Here is a 24,743-nt window from a genome sequence, read left to right as displayed (position 1 = left end):
ATCAACCGGTTTGGCAAAGAGTCATCAACCGGTTTGGCAAAGAGTCATCAACAAAGTTCGCAAACAGCTATCAACCACTTTAGCAAGCAACCATCAACCAAAACGCTCGACCAAAAAAATTGGGGTAAAAAAAAGCTGCCTCAATAGAAGCAGCCAAAACAGGGAGTATGATGAGAGGTTAGTCATTAACCTGGCTTTAGTATCTACTAGTTTTTTGAAAACCTTTAACTAGATATTATTCGATTTGCATATATATCACGCGACTTTAAATTATCTCTTGAGCGACCACCAACCAGGCATCATTAAGGTGAATGCTCCAATTCGTAGATGACACTAAAAAGTTAACATTGAGGACTAAGCTGGAAAACAAGCAAAAAAAGCTGCCTCAATAGAAGCAGCCAAACAGGGAGTATGATGAGAGGTTAGTCATTAACCTGGCTTTAGTATCTAATAGTTATTTGAAAACCTTTAACTAGATATTATTCGATTTGCAAATATATCACGCGACTTTAAATTATCTCTTGAGCGACCACCAACCAGGCATCATTAAGGTGAATGCCCCAATTCGTAGATGACACTAAAAAGTTAACATTGAGGACTAAGCTGAAAAACAAGCAAAAAAAGCTGCCTCAATAGAAGCAGCCAAAACAGGGAGTATGATGAGAGGTTAGTCATTAACCTGGCTTTAGTATCTACTAGTTTTTTGAAAACCTTTAACTAGATACTATTCGATTTACATATACTTATAACTCACAGCAAATAGCTTAAATCCGTCATTAACGGGAAGCCGAAGTTAACGACAAATTAGCGTTAACAGAATGCGATAGGTACGCTCAAAACACAGCTGGATATATAAAACTGTCATGACAAATGATACGGAGCTGAATTCAAGTGGAAGTAAAATTTAATTAAGCGGATACATAGCAAGAATAAGCGGATTCACAATAACAAAACGAAGCCAGAAAGGAGAGCAAGGTTGCGGATATAAACCTAAGACAGAAATGTTGAACGATCGTATTTGTAACAGCGATACATCTTAGCAAAAGGATAAATTAACTCACTACACACCAAGCTTATAAAAAAGCCATGCAGCGACTTTTTGAGCAAAAGCAAATGCCATGCTTCCATAAAGAATTGCACTTAACACATATGTTGAAGAGGCAATTATACTCACTTCACGTATTGGTGCTTGATAATCGAAACCAACATACGTGGCGGCCAACGGCCATATGACATATATCGGAGTTAACACAAAAAACCAAAGGGTGAAATAGATAACAGTCCGAGCAAACTTAGCTCGCGACGTTTTTGCATCTGTTACTTTATATGATCTCATGCACTCTTCCCTGATTAGTCAGCTTCAGCCAGCCGTGGCTATTGTTTGTATATGCTAAAAAATGTAAGCGAGCGCAAATGATCTCCATCCACAAGCTAGAAGTCAATCATGTCTAACTAACCAAGACTTAACTTACAATGTAAAGTAAAACACTAGTAGATAAATTGACGAGTAAACTCAACTAAAAGGTTAACCAACAATACACTTCATTGGTTCGAACCAGCATTAAATCAAACAAAATAAAGCCAACCACTAAAATTGCACTCAAACCATAGTAAAATGTGGTTAACAGTTCGCTTCGATTACGCTTACTAGCACCTGATTTTAACTTCGCCAGCTGCGACTGAACTTGTCGAGTAGATGTATATTTGTTTAGCATTGCCTCTCTCCTGCTGTGCTTCGAAGCTGCTAATTATCTACCCGTTATTAATATCATTTTAATTAGTTTGTATTTAAAAATCATATACTTTAAACCGAAGCTTCACTGAAATCACACCTTGAGCGCAAGTACAAAAACTAAGCCTTTGTTTTTATACCAATAAATCAACCCATTCGTTTTACTTATAGTACCTAACTCAAAAGTAGTATTAATTCAGGTTAATGTTGCCCCATATGCCAATCCGGCCGTTTTCTATCGAGAGGGGATTACGCCAATGAAAAGCTCGACAACACTAACCAAGATTTACCGCAATGCTCACGGCTTAACTGCCCAAAATAGCGCGGCTACGCGCAAGCTAAACTCTACAAAGAAGCTAACCGCTGCATTAAGCCTAATTGCACTGAGCTGCATGGCTACCGGTTGCAGTGACGAAGACACGCAGCAAGCCGAAGCCGCACTGGCTAAAGTTTCAGTGCAACAGGTTTCACCTCAGGCTATGCAACTAGAAGAAGAGTTCATGGGTAAAACTCAAGCTGTTCATTCACTTGAGATTAAACCTAAGGTTTCTGGTTACATCATCAATAAAGCGTTTGAAGATGGCGCAGAAGTCAAAGCTGGCACTTTACTGTTTGAGATAGACCCAACGCCATTTGAAGTTGAGGCGAATCGTTTACAAGCGGTACTGGCGCAAAAGCAAGCACTGCTTACCATGAAGGCTAAGCTAGTCAACAAAGCAAGTGCACTGGTAGAGCAAAAGGCCCTGAGTCAGATTGAGCTGGAGCAACTAGGCGCTGAGTTCAACATGGTTAAAGCTGAAGCCAAAGCTGCTGAAGCGGCGCTTGATAACGCCTTACTGCAGTTGTCATACACCAAGATTTACGCACCATTTGACGGCCTAGTCAGTGACAGCCAACATACTATTGGCTCACTCGTTGGCCCACAAAGCGCCCCGCTAACTCGTCTTATCAGCTTCGATAAGATGCACGTTAACATCCACCTTGATGAAAAAGACTACCTCAATACACTGCAAGCTATGGCTCAATCTGGCGAGGAAATTACCAACCCAGCAATGACCTTAAAACTTGCCAACGGCACCCACTATTCACACAAAGGTGAAGTTGAGTTTATTGACAACGAAGTCGACAGCAACAACGGTACGATTCGTTTCCGTATCACCTTCCCTAACCCAGACAGACTACTGTTCCCAGGCCAATTTGTCTCGGTGACATCGCAACAAACCACACCAACTCAAGCCATTGTTGTACCGCAAAATGCGGTGCAAGAGGACCAAGGTGGTCGCTATGTGTTGACGGTTAATGAGAGCAACACAGTACAAGCTAAATACCTAACCCTAGGTCAACGAGTAGGTAACGATTGGTTGGTCACCCAAGGCCTGACTTCTGGTGAGAAAGTGATAGTGAGCGGCCTACAAGGCGTTCGTGCTGGCGCGCAAGTTGAAGTCGAGCCAGTGATTAAGCTAGCAAATAAGGGGTAATCACTATGGTTGAGTTTTTCATTAAACGCCCCAAGTTTGCCATTGTGTTATCGATTGTGATGACACTAGCAGGCTTGATGAGCTTAATACGTATGCCGGTATCGCAATTTCCAAACATTGTGCCGCCGTCTATTGAAGTATTCGCCGTGTTCCCAGGCGCTGATCACAACACCATTCGTAACACGGTAGCAACGGTTATCGAGCAAGAGATCAATGGTGTAGAAAACATGATCTATCTGGAGTCGAAGTCTAATAATGACAACACCTATCTTGCTTATGTCACCTTTGCTATCGGCACTGATCCAGACAAGGCTCAGGTACTGGTGCAAAACCGAGTTAACAAAGCCATGGCTAAGCTACCTGAAGAGGTAAAGCGCCAAGGTGTCACGGTTGAGAAAGTCGCTAACTCTATCTTAATGACGGTTAACCCATACTCACCAAATCAGAGTTTTGACAATCTTTATCTGTCTAACTACGCCTCACTCAATATTAAAGATGCCCTATTAAGGGTTAATGGCGTGGGTAAAGTGCAGGTCATTGGTGAACAAAACTACGCAATGCGTGTATGGTTAAACCCAGAAAAAATGGCAGCCAAAGCCATTACTGCGGGTGAAATTGCAGATGCGATTGCCACGCAAAATACCACAGTAGCGGCAGGTAAATTGGGTGAGCGCCCATCAACTGGGCAACAAGTATTCCAATACACCATTCAAACTCAAGGTCGCCTAGTTAACGCAGAAGAATTTGAAAATATTATTCTGCGCGCTAATAACGACGGTAGCTTTGTCACCCTAAACGATGTCGCAACGATAGAGTTAGCAGCAGAGCAATACTCAGCATTTGCAACGTTTGGTGCCAATGACAGCCCAATTCTGGCAATTTATCAGGCACCGGGTGCTAACGCGCTTGAGGTTGCACAAGGTGTACGTCAGGAGATGGAACGTTTAAGCAAACGCTTCCCTCAAGACATGGATTATGCGGTTACTTACGACTCAACGACCTTTATTGAAGTGTCGATGGATGAGGTATTTGAAACCTTATACATAGCACTAGGGCTCGTTATTGTGGTGACCTTCCTATTCCTGCAAAGCTGGCGCGCAACCTTAATCCCGACTATCGCGATTCCTGTATCGCTTATCGGTACCTTTGCGGTGATGGCAATGCTAGGGATTGATATCAACACCTTGTCTATGTTTGGTCTAATCCTCGCTATCGGTGTGGTAGTAGATGCTGCGATTGTTGTAATTGAAAACGTAGAGCGTTTAATGGCTGACGAAGGCCTCGCAGCGCCGCAGGCCACCTCGAAAGCAATGAAAGAAGTAACAGCACCGCTTATCGCGTCAGCGTTGGTATTACTGGCAGTATTTGGCCCAGTATCAGTCGCACCTGGCATGGTAGGCCAAATGTACCAACAATTTGGTGTAACGATTTCTGTTTCGACCATTATCTCTACCGTCGTTGCACTAACACTTACACCTGCACTTTGTGCCATCATGATGCGCCATGAGCATCCTAAAACCACTGGCTTTTTAGGCATGTTTAACCGCTGTGTTACCCGTGTCACTCAAGGCTATGTTGGCTCTGTGGGCTTTTTAGGTAAACGCTTAGCATTAAGTGCAGCCCTATTTGCCATGTTGATTGCGGCTATCGCGGTGTTTGGCAATAAACTGCCATCTGACTTTATTCCAGCAGAAGATCAGGGCTCATTTATGGTGGACTTAAATCTGCCTGAAGCCTCATCGCTGGACCGCACTGACGTGATGGTAAACGACATGCTCGCTAAAATTGAGCAGCTCGATGGCGTTAAGCACATAGTCGCCGCTAAAGGTTATAGCTTGCTAAAAGGCGCTGCGTCACCTAACTCAGGCATGATGATTGTTGTGCTAGAGGACTGGACTGAGCGTACTCGCCCAGAGCAATCTGAATTTGCACTAGTGGCACAAACTCAAGCGCTAATTGATGCAAACAGTGATATTTCAGGTATGGCATTTTCAATGCCTGCGATTCCAGGTTTAGGTACTGCTGGCGGTTTAACCTTACAAGTTGAAGACTTACAAGGCCGCAGTGTTGAGGCGATGGGTCCAGCCATTGAAGACTATTTAGATGCACTAAATCAGTCTGAAAAAATTGCCATGGCATTTTCAACCTATAGCGCCAATGTGCCGCAGCTTTACCTAGATATCGACCGTCAAAAAGCCTTTGCACTTGGTGTAAACCTAGCTGACGTAAACCAAACGCTATCAGCCATGATGGGTAGCATGTACGTCAACGACTTCACTAAGTTTGGTAAGAACTATCAAGTCACACTACAAGCTGAACAGAGCTTCCGTAATGACGAGAAAGACTTAAGCCAAATCTATGTGAAATCAGCCTCGGGCGCCATGGTTAAGCTGTCAAACTTTGCCCAATACAAGTCGCTTGTAGGTGCTGACAGCACAGCAAGATACAACCTGTACAACACAGCTCAAGTGATTGCGATTCCGGCAGAGGGTTTTAGTAGTGGTCAAGCCATTGCTGAAATGGAGCAAATTGCAGATACCGTGCTACCAAATGGCTATGCCTATGAGTGGACCGGTATGACTTATCAGGAATTAGCAGCAGGTGACAGTGCCCCTTACCTATTTGCGCTAGCACTACTGTTTACTTACCTGTTCTTAGTTGCTCAGTACGAAAGCTGGATGATCCCACTGGCCATTATCTTGTGTGTACCAACAGCACTGTTTGGTGCCTTAGGTTACACCGCATTAGTTGGCGGTACGATTAACCTTTATACCCAGGTTGGTTTAGTGCTGTTGATTGGTATGGCGAGTCGCAACGCGATTTTGATTGTGGAGTTCGCCAAAGTGCTGCGAGAAGAGCAAGGATTGTCGATTCTTGATGCTGCAAAACAAGCCATTGCCCTACGTTTACGTGCGGTATTGATGACAGCATTCTCGTTCATCTTAGGTGTACTGCCACTAGTTATCGCAACCGGTGCAGGCTCGGCGAGTCGTAACGCACTAGGTGAAGCAAGCTTTGGCGGCATGCTCGCGGCAACGGTTGTGGGTTGTCTGCTAGTGCCAGTGTTCTTTGTCATGCTGCAAAAACTACGCGAGAAGCTTAACCCGCAAAGTAGCGTTCAATAAATCGAGCTCAATTGCCACAAGCAAGTTAGCCGTTAACTCAAGTTGCTAATCGCCTTTGGGCTACTAAAGGCGATTAGCGTTTCCCTAGAATTAGAGCCATGCGCACCGGTGGAAGCCATGTCACAGACGATTTCTGCAAACTCAATCTATACGCAGTTCACTGCCGGTGAGCCACTGAATCGCATTACCGACTCAATAACAACAAGACTAAAGAGGTTTAGCCTGCCTATGCGCCGAATCAAATACATGAACTATCAAATCGAGTATCAGTTCCAGGATGAGATTAATGGCAGCTGGCGACGCTTTGGTGGCAGAGTGATCGTTCGAGATACTAGCCTTAACAACGCGAAGAAACAGGTCATGTTGCGTGCTTTAGATAAGTCACTGCAACACTTCTCAATCTCTTCGGCCGAGCTGCTTATTTGAGCTGCTTTTTGTAACGCCTCATTAAACCAATAGAAGCTTATCCAAAGTACGCGGTTTGATGACATTTTAATCAATGGGCTTTCCTTAGGTAGCACTATTGGCATGAGTGGCTCTAATCACATGACCCGAAATACCTGCTTACGCGCTAATGTACTTGCTCGTCATACTATTTTTACCGCTTGATTGCGGCCACAAGTTACTCCCTCAACTTTAACGCTCAGCTAGCCCCTTAACTTTGACCCACCGTTAACCCATTAAAAAGCTTAATACAACCTAATTATATCAATCAAAAAAACTCCTATAACATTCGCCTCAAGTTAAACCCCGAATCTGATTTTTCAGTAGGAGACAACAATGAATTTCAAGCAATTAATGATCGCATCAACCATGGGCGTAGCGATGGCATCGACCCCAGCATCTGCTGACTACTGTGACGATACCCTAGGTAACACTGTCGGCGGCGCTGTTGAAGGCGGTCTAGTTGGCGCAGCCCTTGGCGCAATTGCTGATGGCAAAGAAGGCGCTAAGCGTGGCGCTGCTATTGGTGCCGGTATTGGTGCAATCGATGGCCTAGTTGAAGGTGAAGTTCGTCGTGAGCGTTGCCGCCGTGACCGTGAAGACCTTGAATACGCCATTGTCGAAGGTGAACTTGAAGACATGTATACAGAAGAAGTTGTCGGTGACGCCATTGTCGAAGCCGAGCTTGAAGATGCGTATGACGAAGCCCTAGTTGAAGACGCGATCATAGACGACGCGCTTTATGGCGACTACTAAGAAGCCCAGCTAAGTAAATTTAGACATTTTCCATCAGCATCAGCCTACGCAATTTGCAACAGGCTGGTGCTGATTTAAGTTTTGAGAGAGTAACTTAAAATGAGCACACAAAATCAGCGAAACAAGTTTGTGCCGCTAAAAACCATTACAGCCGCAATTGCGCTATTAGGCTGTGTATCTCACAGTCAAGCTGACTTTATGGAGCAATTTCGCGACTCAAAAGATGGCAAGTTTGATGTCAGTCAATGGATTCTAGATAACGCGGTCGGTTTTATGCCAGTACCACTTATCGTAACTGAACCTGCCGTTGGCGCAGGTGGCGGTGCTGCACTGCTGTTTTTCCACGAAACAGACGAACAAAAAGCGATCCGTCAACAAAACCCTGACGATGTTTCAGGTATTCCACCAAGTGTAACCGGTGTTGTTGGCTTAGCGACAAGTAACGGCAGTAAGCTTGCTGGTGTTTTTCACTCAGGCAACTGGAAAGAAGATAACATTCGTTATTTAGGTGGTTTTTTCGGTGCGAGCTTTAACCTAAAGCAATATGAAAATGGCAGCGATAAGCCCAATGAATTCAATATGCAAGGTCACTACTTTTTCCAAGATATTGATTTCAGAATCGCTGGCTCAAACTTCTTTGTCGGTGCTGACTACGTCAATATGTCATCAACTACCTTGTTCAAGCTAGCCGACCCAATTGAAGGGGTTCCGTCACCTGAATTTGATAGTGTTGATGCTCATGTGGGCGTTAAACTGACATATGACAGTCTGGACAATACTTTCTCAGCTCGCTCAGGAACTAAAGCCGGTATTAAAGCTAAGTTTCACGGCAAAAAAGTCGGTGGTGACTTTGACTATCAGGACTACCATCTATTTGTTAATAACTACACTAGGCTATCTCCAAAGTGGGGCTTAGGTGTACGCCTTGATGGTAAGTCTGCTACCGAAGGCGTGCCTTTCTATGCCAAGCCATTTATTGATATGCGCGGTATGGCAGCAATGCGCTACCAGGCTGATAACACTGCTTTAGGTGAAATTGAGCTGAGTTACGATATTGATGACCGCTGGACTGTGCTTGGTTTTGCCGGCACAGGTAAAGCCTTTGACCATAACCAAAGCTTTAGTGATGCAAAATGGCAAAGTGCGCAAGGCGGTGGTTTCCGTTACTTGATTGCAAGACAGCTAGGGATCCGCGCTGGTATCGATATAGCCAAAGGCCCCGAAGAGTGGACAACTTATATTCAGTTTGGCGGCGCTTGGTAAGCAAGCCTTTCAAAAACAAGGCGAACACCAGAATGTCTAACTCGCAATAATCAGCACTTAGACATACTGAGTTTGATAAAATAAAACAGGCGATGCCCTAACGGGTATCGCCTGTTTTGCTTGTTTGAGTGCTATTACTGTTTGCTGCCAAGCTCTGTTATTTGATCAATAAAAAACTGAGCTGCTGGGCCATGTTGAATATTGGTGCGCCAGCAAATATCCAGCGAGTTAATCATAGGCGCCAAGTTAAACTCAGGCTTAAATACATTGAGTGTGCCTAATGCTTGCCTATCGCCTAACATGGCTTGTGGAATAAAGCCCCAACCAATATCTTGCTCGATTAAGCGGACTACATCATCTTGATCAGATGCTTCCCAGACATCTTGCGACAATATCGACTGGGTTCTCATGACTGAATTGTCCATCAATCCAGAGCAAATAACCTGCCTATGCGAGATTAAAGTTTCGTTATCAACCACGTCCATGTCGGCAAAACTGGAGTCAGGACTACATACACAAACCCACTCAACATTCATACACGACAGAAAGTCTAAATGCTCTGGTACGCCCTCATCAGGGAACATCATGGCGACTTGTATTTCACCACTGTGAACGGCATTAGCCAATTGGTTATTTGCTAGCTTGATCAACTTAACATTGGTAAATGGGAACTTCTGTCCGAGCTTTTCCAGGGGAGCTTCGATGAGCGCTAAAGGTGCTAATGAATCGATCCCAATAACCAAGGTATTTTCAACTTCTTCGTTAACCCCAAGGGCGTAGCTTTCCATACGCTCAGCTTGACGCAGCAGAATTTTAGCTTGCTGATACAGGCGCTCACCTTGCACCGTTAAGGTTGGATACTTAGTGCTGCGGTCAAACAGTGAAATACCTAAATCTAACTCTAAGTTATTAACGCTAATACTCACAGAGCTTTGGCTTTTACCAATATGCCTTGCCGCGGCTGAAAATGATCCCTTCTCTGCCGCTGCCACAAACGCATTAAGTTGTTCAATATTTAACATCGGATATCCATTCGAAATTAATGTAGGTTAAGTATATAAAACCAGCGCAATTTAGCTAGTGCTATATTAAGCAGTTACAACAAAGATCGCTTTTTACTTGCCCTACGTATAACCTAATAATTATCCAAATTGCGCGACATGTAGCGGGAGGTATCAATGCAATTAACCATTTTCTATGACAGTGCTTGCCCGCTATGCCGCAACGAAATGGCGCAGCTTAAAAGCCATGACAGATTTAACAGTATAGTGCTGCAAGACCTTAATGCCGAAGACATTAGCGAGCGCTTTCCTATGCTAGATACAGAGCATGCCAACACCGTTTTGCACGGTTGGCTACATAGCGGGCAATCGAGCGATGTAATCGAATCTAACGGTGAAATGCTACTTGGACTAGATGTAACAGCAAAAGCCTGGCAAATGGTGGGCAAGCATCCTTGGATTCAACTACTGCGACTGCCCGGCATTAAGTGTGTTGCCGACAAGGCCTACTTGAAATTTGCCAGTAACCGCTACCGTATTTCTTACCTGCTGACAGGTCAAAAGCGCTGCGACGGAGATTCATGTTCGCTCTAGCTGTTCGTGCTAAATACGTTTTCCGGCAATACAGCCTTTCGAATTTAAAGCTTCTGGTTTTTCTGTCTTTAAACCCGTTTGAGAAAACAAAAAGCCCTCACAATATCGTGAGGGCTTTGTTAGTTAACCTTGGCGTAAACGATTAACTTTCGGCTTGCTCGGTTGAGTTCACTTTAGCTTTAGTGCGCTCACGCATCTTCTGCATAATCACATAAAACACTGGAACTAACAGCGTACCGACTAGGGTTGCCGCTAGCATACCGCCAAATACTGAATAACCTAATGCACGGCGACTACCAGAGCCTGCACCAGTTGCAATAACCAGTGGTAATACGCCTAGCAAGAACGAAAATGCGGTCATCAATACAGCACGAAAACGCAGCTTAGCTGCGGTTTCAGCCGCTTCCAAAATGCTCTTACCGTCTTCACGCAGCTGCTTAGCGAACTCAACAATCAAAATCGCGTTCTTACAAGCGAGACCAATCAAGAGCACCAAGCCAATCTGGGCATATAGGTTCAAGTCTCCGCCCATTGCGAGGATGTAGGCGAATGCACCCAGTACCGCAATCGGTACCGCTAGCATTACCGCAAACGGAATAGTCCAGCTTTCGTATTGAGCAACAAGGAACAAGTAAGTGAACACCAGCGCTAAACCAAAGATAAGCGGTGCTAGGTTACCGGCTTTAATTTCCTGATAAGTCTGCCCTGTCCATTCAAAGCTGTAACCTGCTGGCAAGCTTTCATTTGCCGCGCGCTCCATTGCAGTAATCGCATCACCCGAGCTATAACCAGGTGCTGGGAAACCGTTAATGGTAGTTGAGCTAAACATGTTGTACGAGTTCATCACATCAGGGCCAAGAATTGGCGTCACGGTTACTAACGTGCTCAATGGGATCATCTCGCCATCGCCAGAACGGACATAGAACTTATTAATGTCACGGTCTGAGTTACGGAACTCACCCTCAGCCTGCAACATCACCCTAAACACCTTACCGAAACGGTTAAAGTCGTTCACGTACATAGAGCCAAGCATGGTCTGCATGGTGGTGAAAATTTCGTTGAGTGAAATGCCTAATGCTTTCGCTTTATCACGGTCAACATCAACATACATTTGCGGCACATCAGCACGGAAGTTACTAAATGAGAAGGCAATCTCTGGCTGCTCATTGGCTTTCATAATCAGCGCGCGCATGACTGACGATAGCTCTTGTGGACTGCGCCCTTGGGTATCTTGCAGCACAAACTCAAAGCCACCGACGCTACCCACACCAGGAATTGGCGGCAGCGAGAAAGCCATTGCCTTAACCGATGGGTTGGCTGAGTACTTGGCTTGCAACTTAGCCACAATCGCCGACTCTGCAAGCTCTGGTGTGGTGCGCTCTTCCCAGTCAGACAAGGTGACAATCATCAAACCACCGTTTGACGACACCGAGCCCGTCAAAATACTAAAGCCACTGGCGTGAATAACATTTTCAACCCCAGGCTCTTGAAGCGTTAAGGTCACTAGCTCACGCATCACAGCTTCAGTACGGTTTAGCGATGCCCCATCTGGCAGCTGAATATCCACCATAAAGGCTTTTTTATCTTCCATAGGCACAAAACCTGTTGGCAGAATTTTCACCGCGCCGCCAGTTAAGCCAATCAGCACTACATAAGCAATACCCACGAGTGTAAGTTTACGAACCAGACCAGACACCAGCCCCATGTACTTGCCAGTGGCAAAATCAAAGTACTTGTTGAATGTGGCGTGGAATCCTTGGGTATGCTCTTTTGGTGGGCGCATTACCGAGGCGCACAATGCCGGACTTAAGGTTAATGCGTTGATTGATGAAATTAACACCGAAATACAAATCGTCACCGAGAACTGGGCATACATCTGCCCGGTTATACCAGGCATAACAGCCGTTGGCGCAAATACCGCGAGCAGTACCAGCGTAGTCGCGATAATCGGCCCAGTAACCTCTTTCATTGCTTTAGAGGTCGCATCTTTAGCAGACAAGCCTTCGTCTTGCATCAGGCGGGTAACGTTCTCAACCACAACAATTGCGTCATCTACTACCACACCAATAGCCAGGATTAGTGCAAACAAAGAGACGGTGTTGATGCTCATACCAAACAGCAGTAAGAAGGCAAACGTACCAATCAGTGATACCGGTATTGCAATAGCGGGTACAAGTGTGGAGCGTGCATCTTGCAAGAAGATAAACACCACGAAAATTACCAGCAAAATTGAGATAACTAAGGTTTCAACAACTTCTTTAATCGAGGTTTCTACGAAAGCTGTCGTGTCGTAAAGCACATCGTAAGTGAGATCATTAGGGAAACGCTGTGACAGGTTTTCCATCTCTGCTTTTACCGCTTTGGCCACTTCAAGCGCATTAGCATCTGGTGACTGATAAATCGCAATAATCGCCGATGGTTTATTGTTTAGCTTACCTTGAGCGTCATAGGTTTGTGACCCCAGCTCCACGCGAGCAACATCAGACACCGTCACTTTTGAGCCGTCGTTATTAGCGCGGATCATCACCCTGCCAAACTCTTCCACGTCTTTTAAACGACCTTTGGTTTGTAGCGTGTACTGGAACTGCTGATTCGGGTCTACTGGCGCTGCACCAATACGACCAGCCGCCACCTGAATGTTTTGCTCTTGCAGAGCAGCAATGACATCGGTAGCAGTCACACCTAAACTTGCCATGCTATTGGGGTCAAGCCAGATACGCATGGCGTAATCCATACCACCAATAACCTGTACTTTCGATACACCACCCTGACGGGCCAATGCATCTTTAATGTTAAGGCCGGCATAGTTGGTAATAAACAGTGAATCGAAGGTTTCTTCAGGTGAATAAACGTTGACCACCATCAGCATATTAGGGCTTTGCTTCTCTACTTTCACCCCTTGTCGCTGAACCTCTTGAGGAAGACGTGGCGTGGCTTGTTGCACTCTATTTTGTACTTGCACCTGCGCCATGTCAGGGTCAGTACCCACCTCAAAGGTCACGCTGAGCGAGTATGAACCATCATTAGAGCTCTTTGACTCCATGTAGATCATACCTTCAACACCATTTACTTCAGCCTCAATAGGTTGAGCAATGGTGTCTTTTACAATCGCAGCACTTGCTCCTGAATAGCTAGTTGAAATGTTAACCTGTGGCGGCGCAATTTGCGGAAACTCAGCCACCGACAATACTGGAATGGCAATCAGCCCCACCAGGGTGAGAATAATTGAAATAACAAACGCAAATTTAGGTCTGTTAATAAAAAAATCACTAATCATAGCAATCCCTCACTAAGACGCATCGGCGTTTGATTTGTTTAACTCTTCGAAAGGCTTCACATCTTGCTCGACAGCGTCAACCTGAATGCCTGGGCGAATTTTTTGCAAACCATCAACTACAATACGTTCGCCTTGTTTTAGGCCGCTAAGAACGCGCCAGTCGATACCAAAACGCTCACCAAGCTCAATTACACGTTTCTCAACCTTGTTTTCACTAGTCAAAACCATTACAAAGCGACCCTGTTGGTCTTCTTGGACCGAGGCTTGCGGAATAAGAATGGCTTTTTCAACAACAGGTGACTCAACAATCAAGGTGACAAACAAACCAGGCAATAGCAGGCTATTGGCGTTATCAAAACTTGCTCTAAGCTCTAGCGTACCGGTTGCGGCATCAACACGGTTACTAATAAAGTCGATATGACCTATCTCATCGAAGATGGTGTCATTTGGTAGACGCAGTTTAATTACTACGTCTTCAATTTTGACATTGAGATTTGGGTTTTTAGCAAGTTCCTGCTGGAATGAAATCAGCGACTTTTCAGCCACTTGAAAGTTAACTCGCATAGGTTGAAGCTGAACCAGACTCGCCATTTCAGTTTGCGGGGTGATAATGTCACCAGTACTCACTTTAGAGCTACTAATACGACCTGAAATTGGCGCGTATACCTTTGTATAACTAAGTTGCAATTCAGCCGCTTCCAGTGCTGCTTCCGCTTCAACAACACCGGCTTCTGTGGTTAGCTTACGACTAGTTAGCTCATCCATATCTTGCGCACTGATCATGCCGTCTGGCAGCAAACGTTTACCACGCTGCCAGTTCATAATAGCCACATCTTTAGACGCTATCGCCTGCTTTAACACCGCTTTTTGTTGAGCAAGCTTGGCTTCATATGTTGATGGGTCGATTTCAAACAACAAGTCGCCAGCAGCAACATCTTGACCTTCAGCAAAAACGCGTTTTAGCAGCTGCCCCTGAATTTGCGATTTAATCACCACGTCTTCAGATGCGCGGGTACGCCCAACAATTTCTGACATTGGGCGAATTTCTTTCAACTCAGCTGTATTAACAATCACACTCGGCAGGCTTTGCGCTGCTTGCTGCTGCGGTGCATCCGAGCAGGCCGCGCCGAATAACATCACAGTCAGCACCAGGCTGATTTTCATCCAAGAATTTCCAACGCGAACCATACAAGCCTCCAAAGACTTTCGATAAATCAGTATCATAAATGAGGTTATTGAAACACCTTTACACCTCAATAACAATAGCACCCAACAACACAACATACGCAACAATTACGCTTCAGTTATCGAATTTGAAGCATAAAAAAACGCGAAGTAAAAACTTCGCGTTTTTTCAATATCATTGTGAGCTTATTTTACAAACTCAACGCCGATTTTGATGTCACCTTTTAAGGTGTCTAGCATTTCGTCACGCGCATTCGCTTCGAACTCGCTAACATCACCATAAGGAAGTACTTTCTCAACACCGTTCTTACCAAGTAGTACTGGTTGAGCGAAGAATTCAGCGTGCTCGCTGCCACCATCAACGTAGGCACACTCAACAACGTTTGCTTCACCTTGAAGACCACGAACAAGTGATAAACCAAAGCGGCAAGCTGCTTGGCCCATAGAAAGTGTTGCGCTACCGCCGCCGGCTTTAGCTTCAACTACTTCAGTACCTGCGTTTTGAATACGCTTAGTTAGTGAAGCTACTTCTTCATCAGTAAAGCTCACGCCTTCAACCTGTGAAAGTAGTGGAAGAATAGTCACGCCGCTGTGACCACCGATAACGTTTAGCTTAACGTCTGCAACGTTCAAGTCTTTTAGCTCAGCAATGAAAGTTTCGCTGCGGATAACGTCTAGTGTTGTCACACCGAATAAACGGTTTTTGTCGTAAACGCCAGCTTTCTTTAGTACTTCAGCAGCAATAGCAACAGTTGTATTAACTGGGTTAGTGATCACACCAACTAGCGCTTTAGGACAAGTAGCAGCTACTTTTTCAATTAGGCTACGAACGATACCAGCATTGATGTTAAATAGGTCACTGCGATCCATACCTGGTTTACGTGCAACACCCGCAGAGATAAGTACTACATCAGCACCCTCTAAAGCAGGAGTTGGATCTTCACCAGCAAAACCTTTTACTTCAACAGCGGTAGGAATGTGGCTTAGGTCAACAGCAACACCTGGTGTTACTGGTGCGATGTCGTATAGAGACAATTGTGAGCCCGCAGGCAATTGAGTTTTCAATAGTAAAGCTAAGGCCTGGCCAATACCACCAGCAGCACCAAGTACAGCAACTTTCATAATTATCTCCATCAATTATATGCAATTTGTGACATAGATCTTATTTCTATGGGCGTCACATTACTTCAATGTCACACTAATTTCAATTATCCATTAGTCGCTGAGCGCAATTAAGCAAAGGCTTAAGCGTAAAGCTCAGCGATTAATGAACATTAAACACTTTATGAAAATTTGGACTTGTCTAGAAGAAAAGAAACTAGAGGAATTTGTTACGCCTCAAACTTACCTTGGGCACGTGGGTTAACTCGAAGTTGATAGAGCGCAGCGGGTGGCTGCTCACGTTCAATAAGGTAACTCCAATAATCATCGTCTAGCGCTGTGATAAAGTTATGCTCGCCACGACTTTTGAGGATCAGGTGCCACCACACTATCCCCCAAAAGCCGAAGGTACAGATTGTTAGACAAAAATGAAGAGGATGGTTAATACTCGAAGGAAGATTAGACGCCGCTGCGCCGTGAGGAAGTCGACGTACCCGAAAACGATACCGTTTAGCATCATGTCGAATGGCCATTTTCACCTCCGGCGGCATGTTTTCTAAACCAAACATTAACAGCGACATGTTAAGCATAGTAGACTTTAGTCGAATGCCAAGTTTATAAGCTCGACATTTACTTACGACTTAACACTGCCCACTTTGGAACAGCCAAAAATGATAATTAGAAAAGCGCTTAATACCGACCTTGATTCACTAGTTGCCTTTAATCAGGCTATGGCACTAGAAACCGAAGGTTTAAAGCTAGATGAGCAAACCCTGCAACGCGGAGTTAAGGGAATGCTAGAACACAGTGAACGCGGCTTCTATTTGGTCGCAGAAGTTGAGGGAGCAGTCATAGGCTCGCTGATGGTGACATTTGAATGGAGTGACTGGCGCGCCGAACAGTATTACTGGATCCAAAGCGTTTATGTGAGCCCAGAATATAGACGCAAAGGTATATATAGCGCCTTGTATAATCAGGTAAAACAAATAGCCAGAGACAAAAACGACGGACGCTGTTTTAGACTTTACGCCGAGCACGACAACCACAATGCTCACAGTACCTACAAAAAACTGGGAATGAGTGAAAGTCACTATCTGATGTTTGAAGAAACTATTTGATAATAGAACGAGTCATATATTCACTGAAGGCGCTTTAATTAAATCTGATGGTAAACTTTGCCTCGCCACACTGAAATACAACCCATACCAAACAAAAAGCATACATTCATCCAGAGCTAGTTACATCTAATGTTAACTAGCCCTTAGTTATGAGTAATAGTGATGCTTAGAATTCCAACCAGATAGATAATTCTCTTCCAATTCTTAACGGTTTGAGAGGCCGATATGTCAAGTTATTCAAAAGCTAATTCAATTGATAGTGCTCAACACACTCGTCAAGCTGAAAGCAAACACAATGACTATAGCCCTCAAACAAAGCCTTTAAAGCAAGCACATGAACAGGCACTAGAGCTATCTACTCAATCATCTCCATCACTCGATCAACAAGCTCAGCAGCTTTTTAAACAAGATCAACAACTAACCAATGAGCAACTATCCCTTGAACAGTTGTCTCCAGAGCAAGTGGCACGATTAGAAGTCATTGAACAACGCCGCGACCACATTGTTTTGCTGGCTATGAAAGGTAAAAAATTTAGCGATATGCCCTTGCTAACGGCTCTGGCAAACAAGTATCACTGTAGTGTACTGGATATCATGGATGACCTAGAGCTGTTGACGCAACCAGCGGTTTGGAAACAACATAAATCTCGCCTTAAATCAACACAAGAGCTGCAAATTATGCGCAAACAACAATTGCAAAAAGAGCGTAAAAATACAGTTGGTGAATTTATGGATGAGTCGGTTAAGTTCAATTCAGACTTGCTAATCGCTTTATCTAAGCAGTTTGAATGCAAACCAAAACAGATTGTAGCTGACATCATGCACTACAAGAGCTATGACAACTTAATAAGCGGCTACAAACAAGCCAAGGCCAGCTTGCCCGGTGTCCGTGCTGCACTTCGTTGCGCTAAGTTAAACCTTAAATACTAAAACCAAATTAGCCAGCTCTAAGTGCCAATACCGCACTAACATCAATAGGTTGAGGCAAAGCCACAAAATCTAACTCAGTTTGGTCGACTGCGTAAATCGACATGCGGTCGGCTAGCTCATTGCCCTCAATACCCACGTGTGCGGCAACATGTTCAAGCTCAATCGCATCTTTTAAACTCTCATAAAGCTCGTGGGCCTGTTGGATCAACTCAAGGTTGGCAATCTCGCCACCTTTACGTGTCCAGCCTTTGGCTTTCCAGCCATAAGCCCAATTGCTAATACAGTTAATTGAGTACTGAGAGTCACTAAAAATCTTCACCGACTTACCTTGAGCACTTGCTTGCTGCGCCATCTGTAAAGCTTGCGTTAATGCGTTAAGCTCAGCGGTATTATTGGTGCCATTCGGGTTATACAGCCCGTACCATAGATTAGTCAGCACGCCAGATTGATACTCAGCAACACCTGAACCTGCTTGCCCTGGGTTTGGGTCACAGCCTCCATCTGTGTATAACACAACATCATATTGCCCCAATACAACTTGATGCTCTGAAACCCCAGCTTTCGGTTTTGCCGCAGAAGGCTTAACAGTCTTACTTGCCTGACCGATACTCTTATCAGCCGCCTGGCCAAAAGCCGCTTTTGCTTCAGCAAAGCTTGGAAATGATTTGTACTTGGCACCAGCAAACTTATCGACTTGCGCCTTGGCCTCGTTCCAATTGTCATAAATGCCAGGCTTGCGTCCTTGCCACACTACGTAAAACTTCTTCGCCATTCGGTTTGCCTTAATTTGCAATCAATGAGTGCATATGATGCCACAAAAAAACGAGCCTTAAGCTCGTTTTTAATCTGACCTTTAACCTGTTGGCTGAGATTTAGCTCATAACAAGTTATTGCACTTACGTTCTGAACTCAGAGGCTTTACAGCAATCAACTACATACGCTTGTGTTTACTCGGCACAGATATAGGGCCATTAATGTGCTCATAAGCCACTGAGCCGGAGCCTGCAGCAGGAATATTCAAACCTTGAGTGTGGGCAACATCAATACCGCCTGAACCATCATTAATGGTTACCATGCCAGCAATATGCTCCACCGTGACGCTACCTGAACCGTCATTGATATTTAAATCACCTTTAACATGCTCAACTTTAATTGAGCCTGAGCCATCATTAATTGAAACGTTACCGTGCGCTTGCTCAAGCGTAATTGAACCAGAGCCGTCATTAATATTCACAGTGTTACCGCCGCGAATATCAATACTACCCGAGCCATCATTAATATTTAGATCTGCACCACCGTCAATCTTAATCGAGCCAGAACCGTCTTTAATATTGATGTTATTGTTCACTTTACTGATCTTAATCGGCCCCGAACCATCTTCAATTTCAAGTAACATCGAATTAGGTACAGTCACTTCAAGGTCAATATAAGGTGATTCTGAAGATAAAGAAAATAACGACATACCGGCTTCTGCATCCGCCTTCAGTATCGCTTTATCACCACGACGTTTTAAACTCAGCTCAATGTCACTGTTATCTGTTTGGTAAATATCGGCAACCACAATCACCTGTTCGATATCTGCACCCGTTATCACCAGTTTACCTGCGCCAACCTTTGCTTTTAACGCTTCTAGATCGCTAGCTTTAAGTTCTAGCTGTTGTTGGCTATGTTGCAATTCATCCGCTAACGCAGCGCCACTTGTTGTTAATGCGCCAGCCAAACACAGCGCGACAGTTAATGGTTTGATTAAAGAAGAGCTCATAAAAATTTATCCTTAAATTCGTTTGCTTAAGCCTTACCTAAACTAATGATAACAGCTTGGCATTTATTATTGTTTACAGCACATAGGGCATTCGACTTAAATCAACAATTTTATCCTTGTGCAGCCTTACTCCAATCAAAGAAGCAAAGACTTTGCCAATTTAAAAAATACATAAATAAACCAATATAAACAATAGATTAGGATTGACATGCAAACAAAGATGCTCTGTTAAAAATTAAATAATTAAGTCAGATCAACAAATTTTAGTGAAACTCACCAACTCAGTCAGCGCAGCAGGGCGAGAGCATTAACGTTAATCGAGCATTTTCTTGTGGAATTAATGAGCTTTGAGTTTTAGCTGGGATGCTAAAGTAGAGCCCTTAACGTAGCCATAGGGGGATGATTTTACGGCCTCTTGCGCAATCAAAGTTCGTTACCCCTTAGTACATCGCAGATAATCAACCACTCATGCGATCGCCCTGAATCAGTAGGCAGTAACCAACACTACTGCTATGATTGCCCACATCAAGTTAAAAGCTGTGTTGATAGAGTTCCCGCTAAATGACCACAACTACCATTCGCCTTATCGTTGGTTCAAAAAATCCGGTTAAAGTAAATGCCGCCAAAGAAACCTTAAGCCTGTACTTTCCTGATGCCGAAATTGACTGCATGGGTATTGCGGCACCATCAGGCGTAGCCGACCAACCAATGACAGATGCTGATACCAAGCTTGGCGCCATTAATCGCGTCAAATATTGCCAGCAGCAACATCCAGAGGCTGATTTTTTTATCGCAATGGAAGGCGGCGTTGACTTATTTGACCATGGAGCCGCAACCTTCGCTTATATGGCAATCATTCATCAGGGCAAACTTTCAGTTGGTCGCGGCGCTATGCTACCTCTCCCTAAGCAGGTCTATCACGCATTAGAGCAAGGCGAAGAGTTAGGTCATGTAATGGACAGACTATTTAATACCGACAACATCAAACAAAAAGGCGGCGCGATTGGCTTGCTGACAAACAATCTAGCCACTCGTACTAGCAACTACACCCATGCCTTGATATTAGCCATGGCGCCATTTGTTAATCCTGAGCTGTTTGTTAATCACGAGTAATTTGTTCCCCAAGAGTTGTTTGAATAAAACGTGGAAAAGAATGACTAATATCACCGTCGACAATATAAATCAGGTTAACGACCAAGACTGGCAAATCCGCCCGATTGAATCCCGAGATAACGTAGCTGTAGCAGAGGTTATCCGCAGCGTATCCGCAGAGTATGGATTAACGGCAGACAAAGGCTATGGCGTAGCAGACCCAAGCCTAGATGATATGGCAGCAACTTATGCTGCAGATGGCTGGCAATATTGGGTAATTGAACATCAAGGCAAGGTACTGGGCGGCGCAGGTATCGCTCCACTAAGTAGCTCATTGACGCAAACCCAAAGTCAAACTAATACCACTGGTATCGCCGAGCTACAAAAAATGTACTTTAGCAAAGCTATTCGCGGTAAAAAGCTTGCTCTGCCTATGTTTGAAATCTGCCAACAATTTGCCATTTCACAGGGTTATAGTCAGCTTTACCTTGAAACCACAGCCCTACTGCCCGAAGCGTTAAACTTTTACAATCAGCTTGGCTTCAAGCGATGCCAACATCTTGGTGACACAGGCCATGATGCCTGCGAAGTCGCCATGATACTGCCGCTGACTGTTGATAAGTAAGTTATCACTTCAACACTCAACGCTTGCTTATAAACTAAGCAGCTAAAACGGATACAGCTCGTCACCACTTTTCAACTCCCACAAAGCTTGTTAGGGTGAAATTACCTATCATCTTGCGGGAGTAACAAATGGAATATCAACGACTTGGTCTATCGACCTTAGAAGTCAGTAAATTGTGCTTAGGCACAATGACATGGGGTGACCAAAATACTCAAGCAGATGCATTCGAGCAGCTTGATTATGCTATCGCCCAGGGCATTAACTTCATTGATACTGCCGAGATGTACCCTGTGCCGCCACAAAGTTCTACTCAGGGCGAAACTGAGCGCATCATAGGCAACTATTTAAAACAACGAGGTAATCGCGATAATCTCGTTATCGCCACTAAGGTTGCCGCTCCCGGCGTCAAAGGCGACCCACTCAGACCTAACATGGCGCTAGACTGGCGCAATATTCATCAGGCGGTTGAAGAGTCGCTTACCCGCTTGCAAATCGACACCATTGATTTGTATCAGGTGCATTGGCCTGAGCGTAACACCAACTATTTTGGCCAGTTTATGTATGAGCATTATGAGGATGAACATGCTACACCAATCTTAGACACCCTTGAAGCACTGTCGGAATTAGTCAAGCAAGGCAAAATTCGTTACATAGGTATTTCCAATGAAACCCCTTGGGGCTTTATGAAGTATCTAAAGCTTGCTGAAAAGCATGAATTGCCAAGAGTGGTGAGTATTCAAAACCCTTACAGCCTGCTAAATCGCAGTTTCGAAATGGGCAATTCAGAGATCAGCTTACGCGAAGAAGTACCACTGCTCCCCTACTCTCCAATGGCATTTGGTGCATTAAGCGGTAAGTACCTTAACAATCAAGCACCAGCAGATGCGCGCATGACGCTCTCGCCACGGTTTGCTCGCTATACCAGCACGCCAATGGCAATTGAGGCAACTCAGGCTTATGTGGATTTAGCTAGAGAGTTTAATTTATCGCCCGCGCAAATGGCGCTCGCCTTTGTGCAATCACGTAAGTTTGTTGGCAGCACGATTATTGGCGCATCAAAGCTAGAGCAATTAAAAGAGAATATTGCCAGTCAGGAATTAGCACTGTCTGGTGAGCTACAAACAAGAATCGATGAGTTATCTGCACTCTATCGCTTCCCTTGCCCTTAGTCGTTTCCCTTGACCTTGATCAGAGAACGCTGGGTAAAAGCATATATAGCCAGTTTGATAGGCAGTAAATCAACTTAGAGGAAGCAAGCTTAACTTCTACTTGCAAAGGGGCGGCAATTACTTGAAGATCTTCAAGTACTATCGCCCCTGTTAAAAGCCATTTATAAGCGCCACTTGCTATGACCTCTGCTAATCAATCAACCTCTACTCACTTACAACCTGCTTCCGCGGAGTTTGACCATCACGCTATTCGTGCGCAGTTCCCTTTGCTTGCCCAGAGGAATACTCAACAAGATGGCGACAGCGATGGCGACAATAGTGGACAAGGTGAGCAGCAAGTTTGCTATTTAGATACCGCAGCCACTAGCCAAAAACCACAGTGCGTGATTGACGCAATGACGGCTTATTATCAACGCAGTAACGCTAACGTGCACCGCGCCGCGCACCAGTTATCAGCCGCGGCCACTCGTGATTATGAAGAAGTACGAGAGCAAGTCGCCAGCTTTGTGGGCGCTGCAAGCAGCCGCGAGATCATCTTTACTCAAGGTACGACAAGCGCGATTAATATGCTTAGCTATGGCCTAACTGAGCAATTTGCGAAAGACGATGTCATTTTAGTCGACGGCGCCGCCCATCACGCCAACATAGTACCTTGGCAGGAACTCGCCAAACGCACAGGCGCGATTGTTAAACCCATTCCGCTAACGAACAATGGATTAATCTGTCAGCAAGGTTATCAAACCCTACTAGCGCAAAAGCCAAAACTTGTGGCACTAGCCCACATCACCAATGCGTTAGGCACAATCAATCCTGTGGCAGATATGCTTGCCCAAGCTCAGCAAGCAGGCGCAATGACGTTTGTTGATGGCGCACAAGCAGTGGCGCATTTAACGGTTGATGTTAGCGCACTCAATTGCGACTTTTATGCCTTTTCAGGTCATAAGATGTATGGCCCAACAGGCATCGGCGTACTTTACGGTAAGTTTGAGCAACTCGATAAACTCACGCCTATGCTCACTGGCGGCGAGATGATCAAAACGGTGAGTTTTAGTGGCACCACATTTGGTGAGTTGCCAAATCGCCTCGAGGCCGGCACCCCAGCAATTGCAGAAGTTATAGGTTTAGGTGCAGCGATTGAATTCTTAAACTCACTAGATAAAACCCACGTATCTAACCATGAGCGCGGCTTAATGAGTTATCTTCAGCAGCAGTTAAGCTTGTTAGAGGATATTAACCTATATGGTATAGGCGATAGTGGCGAAGATGGCAGCTGTGGCACACAGAGCGTTCAGCCGCAGTCAACCAATGTCGGCGCCCTTGCCTTTAACATCAAAGGTGAGCACCATCAGGATGTTGGCATCTTGCTAGATCAGCAAAACATTGCCGTGCGCTGTGGTCACCACTGCGCTATGCCATTGATGGAACATTTAGCTTTAGCGGGCTGCTGCAGAGTTTCGATTGGAGTTTACAGCAATAAAGCCGATATCGATAGATTTATTAATGGCTTAAAAGAAGTCATCGACATTTTGGTATAGAATCTCTGTAATCGTTTTTAATAAGAGATAAACACCCATGTCAGTTCGCCCAACGGCTGAATCATCGTTATTTACCGAGCTTCCATCGAGTATTTTTGATGGCGTCACACTCATCGAAAATGCACAAAACTGGCAGGAAAAATACCGACAAATTATGCTGCTAGGTAAGCAACTGCCTGAGCTACCACAAAGCCTAAAACATGAGTCAGCTCAAGTAAAAGGCTGTGAAAGCCAGGCCTGGTTGTATCACCAACTAATTGATGGTAAACATTATTTTATTGCTAGCAGTGATGCGCGTATCGTAAAGGGACTCATTGCAATCATCCTAAGTTATACGCAGGCGAAAACTACTAGCGAGATTGCCGATTTTAGTATCTCTGATGAGTTTCAACGCCTAGGATTAAGCGGTCAGTTGAGCCCGTCAAGAACCAATGGCATTACCGCGTTGGCAAATGCAATTGCCGCGTTTAGCCAAGAATAAGCACAGGTAGCCCAAAATAGACCAGGCTAGACAAACGTCGCTAAGTCTATGTTACAAAACCAAATGCAAGCCCGT

General features: G+C 44.7%; 22 protein-coding genes. 13 read left to right on the top strand and 9 right to left on the bottom strand.

All coding sequences use genetic code 11. The features are described 5' to 3' along the window. Positions 1 to 1,060: 1,060 nt before the first annotated feature. Both G3R49_RS09345 and G3R49_RS09340 read right to left on the bottom strand, forming a co-directional pair. Complete coding sequence (locus G3R49_RS09345) at positions 1,061 to 1,336, bottom strand: hypothetical protein (protein WP_167869485.1); 276 nt, start codon at positions 1,334 to 1,336, stop codon at positions 1,061 to 1,063. Positions 1,337 to 1,517: 181 nt separating this feature from the next. Continuing rightward, on the bottom strand, positions 1,518 to 1,715 hold the full coding sequence (locus G3R49_RS09340; RefSeq protein ID WP_167869484.1) for a hypothetical protein: 198 nt from the start codon (positions 1,713 to 1,715) through the stop codon (positions 1,518 to 1,520). 274 nt (positions 1,716 to 1,989) lie between these two features. Here G3R49_RS09340 and G3R49_RS09335 point away from each other — a divergent pair, with 274 nt between their 5' ends. From G3R49_RS09335 to G3R49_RS09315, 5 genes are all read left to right on the top strand, one after another. Beyond that, positions 1,990 to 3,210 (top strand): efflux RND transporter periplasmic adaptor subunit, encoded by a 1,221-nt coding sequence (locus tag G3R49_RS09335; protein ID WP_167869483.1) that lies wholly within the window; start codon positions 1,990 to 1,992, stop codon positions 3,208 to 3,210. A gap of 5 nt (positions 3,211 to 3,215) precedes the next feature. Beyond that, on the top strand, positions 3,216 to 6,335 hold the full coding sequence (locus G3R49_RS09330) for an efflux RND transporter permease subunit (RefSeq protein WP_167869482.1): 3,120 nt from the start codon (positions 3,216 to 3,218) through the stop codon (positions 6,333 to 6,335). A 117-nt stretch (positions 6,336 to 6,452) separates the two neighbouring features. Next, positions 6,453 to 6,761 carry a hypothetical protein gene (locus G3R49_RS09325; protein WP_130601181.1) on the top strand — a complete coding sequence of 103 codons (309 nt, stop codon included), beginning with the start codon at positions 6,453 to 6,455 and terminating at the stop codon, positions 6,759 to 6,761. A 354-nt stretch (positions 6,762 to 7,115) separates the two neighbouring features. Then, the gene (locus G3R49_RS09320; RefSeq protein WP_167869481.1) at positions 7,116 to 7,535 is read left to right on the top strand and encodes a hypothetical protein; all 420 of its coding nucleotides are present in this window, start codon (positions 7,116 to 7,118) and stop codon (positions 7,533 to 7,535) included. A 99-nt stretch (positions 7,536 to 7,634) separates the two neighbouring features. Beyond that, entirely contained in the window at positions 7,635 to 8,798 is a 1,164-nt protein-coding gene (locus G3R49_RS09315; protein ID WP_210147175.1) for a glyceraldehyde-3-phosphate dehydrogenase, read from the top strand. Positions 8,799 to 8,932: 134 nt separating this feature from the next. On the opposite strand, the gene G3R49_RS09310 is transcribed toward G3R49_RS09315, so the two are convergent. Continuing rightward, positions 8,933 to 9,820 (bottom strand): LysR family transcriptional regulator, encoded by an 888-nt coding sequence (locus G3R49_RS09310; RefSeq protein ID WP_167869480.1) that lies wholly within the window; start codon positions 9,818 to 9,820, stop codon positions 8,933 to 8,935. A gap of 156 nt (positions 9,821 to 9,976) precedes the next feature. Between G3R49_RS09310 and G3R49_RS09305 the strand changes: the two genes are divergently transcribed. Next, a complete protein-coding gene (locus G3R49_RS09305) occupies positions 9,977 to 10,393 on the top strand; it encodes a thiol-disulfide oxidoreductase DCC family protein (protein ID WP_167869479.1) in 417 nt (138 codons plus the stop codon). Positions 10,394 to 10,535: 142 nt separating this feature from the next. Here the strand turns inward: G3R49_RS09305 and G3R49_RS09300 are convergent, their stop codons facing one another. From G3R49_RS09300 to G3R49_RS09285, 4 genes are all read right to left on the bottom strand, one after another. Next, on the bottom strand, positions 10,536 to 13,670 hold the full coding sequence (locus G3R49_RS09300) for an efflux RND transporter permease subunit (RefSeq protein WP_167869478.1): 3,135 nt from the start codon (positions 13,668 to 13,670) through the stop codon (positions 10,536 to 10,538). A gap of 12 nt (positions 13,671 to 13,682) precedes the next feature. Further along, a complete protein-coding gene (locus G3R49_RS09295) occupies positions 13,683 to 14,834 on the bottom strand; it encodes an efflux RND transporter periplasmic adaptor subunit (RefSeq protein ID WP_245335320.1) in 1,152 nt (383 codons plus the stop codon). Positions 14,835 to 15,041: 207 nt separating this feature from the next. Next, positions 15,042 to 15,977 (bottom strand): malate dehydrogenase, encoded by a 936-nt coding sequence (mdh, locus tag G3R49_RS09290; protein ID WP_167869476.1) that lies wholly within the window; start codon positions 15,975 to 15,977, stop codon positions 15,042 to 15,044. 209 nt (positions 15,978 to 16,186) lie between these two features. Continuing rightward, a complete protein-coding gene (locus G3R49_RS09285) occupies positions 16,187 to 16,489 on the bottom strand; it encodes a hypothetical protein (protein ID WP_167869475.1) in 303 nt (100 codons plus the stop codon). 138 nt (positions 16,490 to 16,627) lie between these two features. Here G3R49_RS09285 and G3R49_RS09280 point away from each other — a divergent pair, with 138 nt between their 5' ends. Together G3R49_RS09280 and G3R49_RS09275 are read left to right on the top strand one after the other, a co-directional pair. Beyond that, positions 16,628 to 17,074 (top strand): GNAT family N-acetyltransferase, encoded by a 447-nt coding sequence (locus G3R49_RS09280; protein ID WP_167869474.1) that lies wholly within the window; start codon positions 16,628 to 16,630, stop codon positions 17,072 to 17,074. 225 nt (positions 17,075 to 17,299) lie between these two features. After that, the gene (locus G3R49_RS09275; protein ID WP_167869473.1) at positions 17,300 to 18,004 is read left to right on the top strand and encodes a hypothetical protein; all 705 of its coding nucleotides are present in this window, start codon (positions 17,300 to 17,302) and stop codon (positions 18,002 to 18,004) included. 7 nt (positions 18,005 to 18,011) lie between these two features. Here the strand turns inward: G3R49_RS09275 and G3R49_RS09270 are convergent, their stop codons facing one another. Continuing rightward, positions 18,012 to 18,776: a viroplasmin family protein gene (locus tag G3R49_RS09270; RefSeq protein ID WP_167869472.1), complete on the bottom strand. Its 765-nt coding sequence runs from the start codon at positions 18,774 to 18,776 to the stop codon at positions 18,012 to 18,014. A 159-nt stretch (positions 18,777 to 18,935) separates the two neighbouring features. Further along, positions 18,936 to 19,766 (bottom strand): hypothetical protein, encoded by an 831-nt coding sequence (locus G3R49_RS09265; RefSeq protein ID WP_130601161.1) that lies wholly within the window; start codon positions 19,764 to 19,766, stop codon positions 18,936 to 18,938. A 561-nt stretch (positions 19,767 to 20,327) separates the two neighbouring features. Between G3R49_RS09265 and yjjX the strand changes: the two genes are divergently transcribed. The 5 genes from yjjX to G3R49_RS09240 all read left to right on the top strand — a co-directional run bounded on the left by yjjX (position 20,328) and on the right by G3R49_RS09240 (position 24,668). Beyond that, complete coding sequence (yjjX, locus tag G3R49_RS09260; protein ID WP_167869471.1) at positions 20,328 to 20,879, top strand: inosine/xanthosine triphosphatase; 552 nt, start codon at positions 20,328 to 20,330, stop codon at positions 20,877 to 20,879. A 40-nt stretch (positions 20,880 to 20,919) separates the two neighbouring features. Then, positions 20,920 to 21,483 carry a GNAT family N-acetyltransferase gene (locus G3R49_RS09255; protein ID WP_167869470.1) on the top strand — a complete coding sequence of 188 codons (564 nt, stop codon included), beginning with the start codon at positions 20,920 to 20,922 and terminating at the stop codon, positions 21,481 to 21,483. Between the two features lie 128 nt (positions 21,484 to 21,611). Further along, a complete protein-coding gene (locus tag G3R49_RS09250) occupies positions 21,612 to 22,652 on the top strand; it encodes an NADP(H)-dependent aldo-keto reductase (RefSeq protein WP_167869469.1) in 1,041 nt (346 codons plus the stop codon). A gap of 179 nt (positions 22,653 to 22,831) precedes the next feature. Next, positions 22,832 to 24,187 carry an aminotransferase class V-fold PLP-dependent enzyme gene (locus G3R49_RS09245; RefSeq protein WP_167869468.1) on the top strand — a complete coding sequence of 452 codons (1,356 nt, stop codon included), beginning with the start codon at positions 22,832 to 22,834 and terminating at the stop codon, positions 24,185 to 24,187. Positions 24,188 to 24,224: 37 nt separating this feature from the next. After that, a complete protein-coding gene (locus G3R49_RS09240) occupies positions 24,225 to 24,668 on the top strand; it encodes a SufE family protein (protein ID WP_167869467.1) in 444 nt (147 codons plus the stop codon). Positions 24,669 to 24,743 lie beyond the last annotated feature (75 nt).

The organism is Shewanella sp. WXL01 (assembly GCF_012263345.1).
GTDB lineage: Bacteria > Pseudomonadota > Gammaproteobacteria > Enterobacterales > Shewanellaceae > Shewanella > Shewanella maritima.
This window is presented reverse-complemented; position numbering and strand designations above follow the sequence as displayed.

What these genes read in the sequence shown, in the direction of transcription:
- G3R49_RS09300 (WP_167869478.1), bottom strand. Translation starts at nt 13,670, where the DNA reads ATGATTAGTGATTTTTTTATTAACAGACCTAAATTTGCGTTTGTTATT.
- G3R49_RS09265 (WP_130601161.1), bottom strand. Translation starts at nt 19,766, where the DNA reads ATGAGCTCTTCTTTAATCAAACCATTAACTGTCGCGCTGTGTTTGGCT.
- G3R49_RS09285 (WP_167869475.1), bottom strand. Translation starts at nt 16,489, where the DNA reads ATGGCCATTCGACATGATGCTAAACGGTATCGTTTTCGGGTACGTCGA.
- G3R49_RS09315 (WP_210147175.1), top strand. Translation starts at nt 7,635, where the DNA reads ATGAGCACACAAAATCAGCGAAACAAGTTTGTGCCGCTAAAAACCATT.
- G3R49_RS09250 (WP_167869469.1), top strand. Translation starts at nt 21,612, where the DNA reads ATGGAATATCAACGACTTGGTCTATCGACCTTAGAAGTCAGTAAATTG.
- G3R49_RS09305 (WP_167869479.1), top strand. Translation starts at nt 9,977, where the DNA reads ATGCAATTAACCATTTTCTATGACAGTGCTTGCCCGCTATGCCGCAAC.
- G3R49_RS09240 (WP_167869467.1), top strand. Translation starts at nt 24,225, where the DNA reads ATGTCAGTTCGCCCAACGGCTGAATCATCGTTATTTACCGAGCTTCCA.
- G3R49_RS09275 (WP_167869473.1), top strand. Translation starts at nt 17,300, where the DNA reads ATGTCAAGTTATTCAAAAGCTAATTCAATTGATAGTGCTCAACACACT.
- G3R49_RS09270 (WP_167869472.1), bottom strand. Translation starts at nt 18,776, where the DNA reads ATGGCGAAGAAGTTTTACGTAGTGTGGCAAGGACGCAAGCCTGGCATT.
- G3R49_RS09325 (WP_130601181.1), top strand. Translation starts at nt 6,453, where the DNA reads ATGTCACAGACGATTTCTGCAAACTCAATCTATACGCAGTTCACTGCC.
- G3R49_RS09345 (WP_167869485.1), bottom strand. Translation starts at nt 1,336, where the DNA reads ATGAGATCATATAAAGTAACAGATGCAAAAACGTCGCGAGCTAAGTTT.
- G3R49_RS09295 (WP_245335320.1), bottom strand. Translation starts at nt 14,834, where the DNA reads ATGAAAATCAGCCTGGTGCTGACTGTGATGTTATTCGGCGCGGCCTGC.
- G3R49_RS09280 (WP_167869474.1), top strand. Translation starts at nt 16,628, where the DNA reads ATGATAATTAGAAAAGCGCTTAATACCGACCTTGATTCACTAGTTGCC.
- mdh (WP_167869476.1), bottom strand. Translation starts at nt 15,977, where the DNA reads ATGAAAGTTGCTGTACTTGGTGCTGCTGGTGGTATTGGCCAGGCCTTA.
- G3R49_RS09245 (WP_167869468.1), top strand. Translation starts at nt 22,832, where the DNA reads ATGACCTCTGCTAATCAATCAACCTCTACTCACTTACAACCTGCTTCC.
- G3R49_RS09320 (WP_167869481.1), top strand. Translation starts at nt 7,116, where the DNA reads ATGAATTTCAAGCAATTAATGATCGCATCAACCATGGGCGTAGCGATG.
- G3R49_RS09335 (WP_167869483.1), top strand. Translation starts at nt 1,990, where the DNA reads ATGAAAAGCTCGACAACACTAACCAAGATTTACCGCAATGCTCACGGC.
- G3R49_RS09330 (WP_167869482.1), top strand. Translation starts at nt 3,216, where the DNA reads ATGGTTGAGTTTTTCATTAAACGCCCCAAGTTTGCCATTGTGTTATCG.
- G3R49_RS09310 (WP_167869480.1), bottom strand. Translation starts at nt 9,820, where the DNA reads ATGTTAAATATTGAACAACTTAATGCGTTTGTGGCAGCGGCAGAGAAG.
- yjjX (WP_167869471.1), top strand. Translation starts at nt 20,328, where the DNA reads ATGACCACAACTACCATTCGCCTTATCGTTGGTTCAAAAAATCCGGTT.
- G3R49_RS09340 (WP_167869484.1), bottom strand. Translation starts at nt 1,715, where the DNA reads ATGCTAAACAAATATACATCTACTCGACAAGTTCAGTCGCAGCTGGCG.
- G3R49_RS09255 (WP_167869470.1), top strand. Translation starts at nt 20,920, where the DNA reads ATGACTAATATCACCGTCGACAATATAAATCAGGTTAACGACCAAGAC.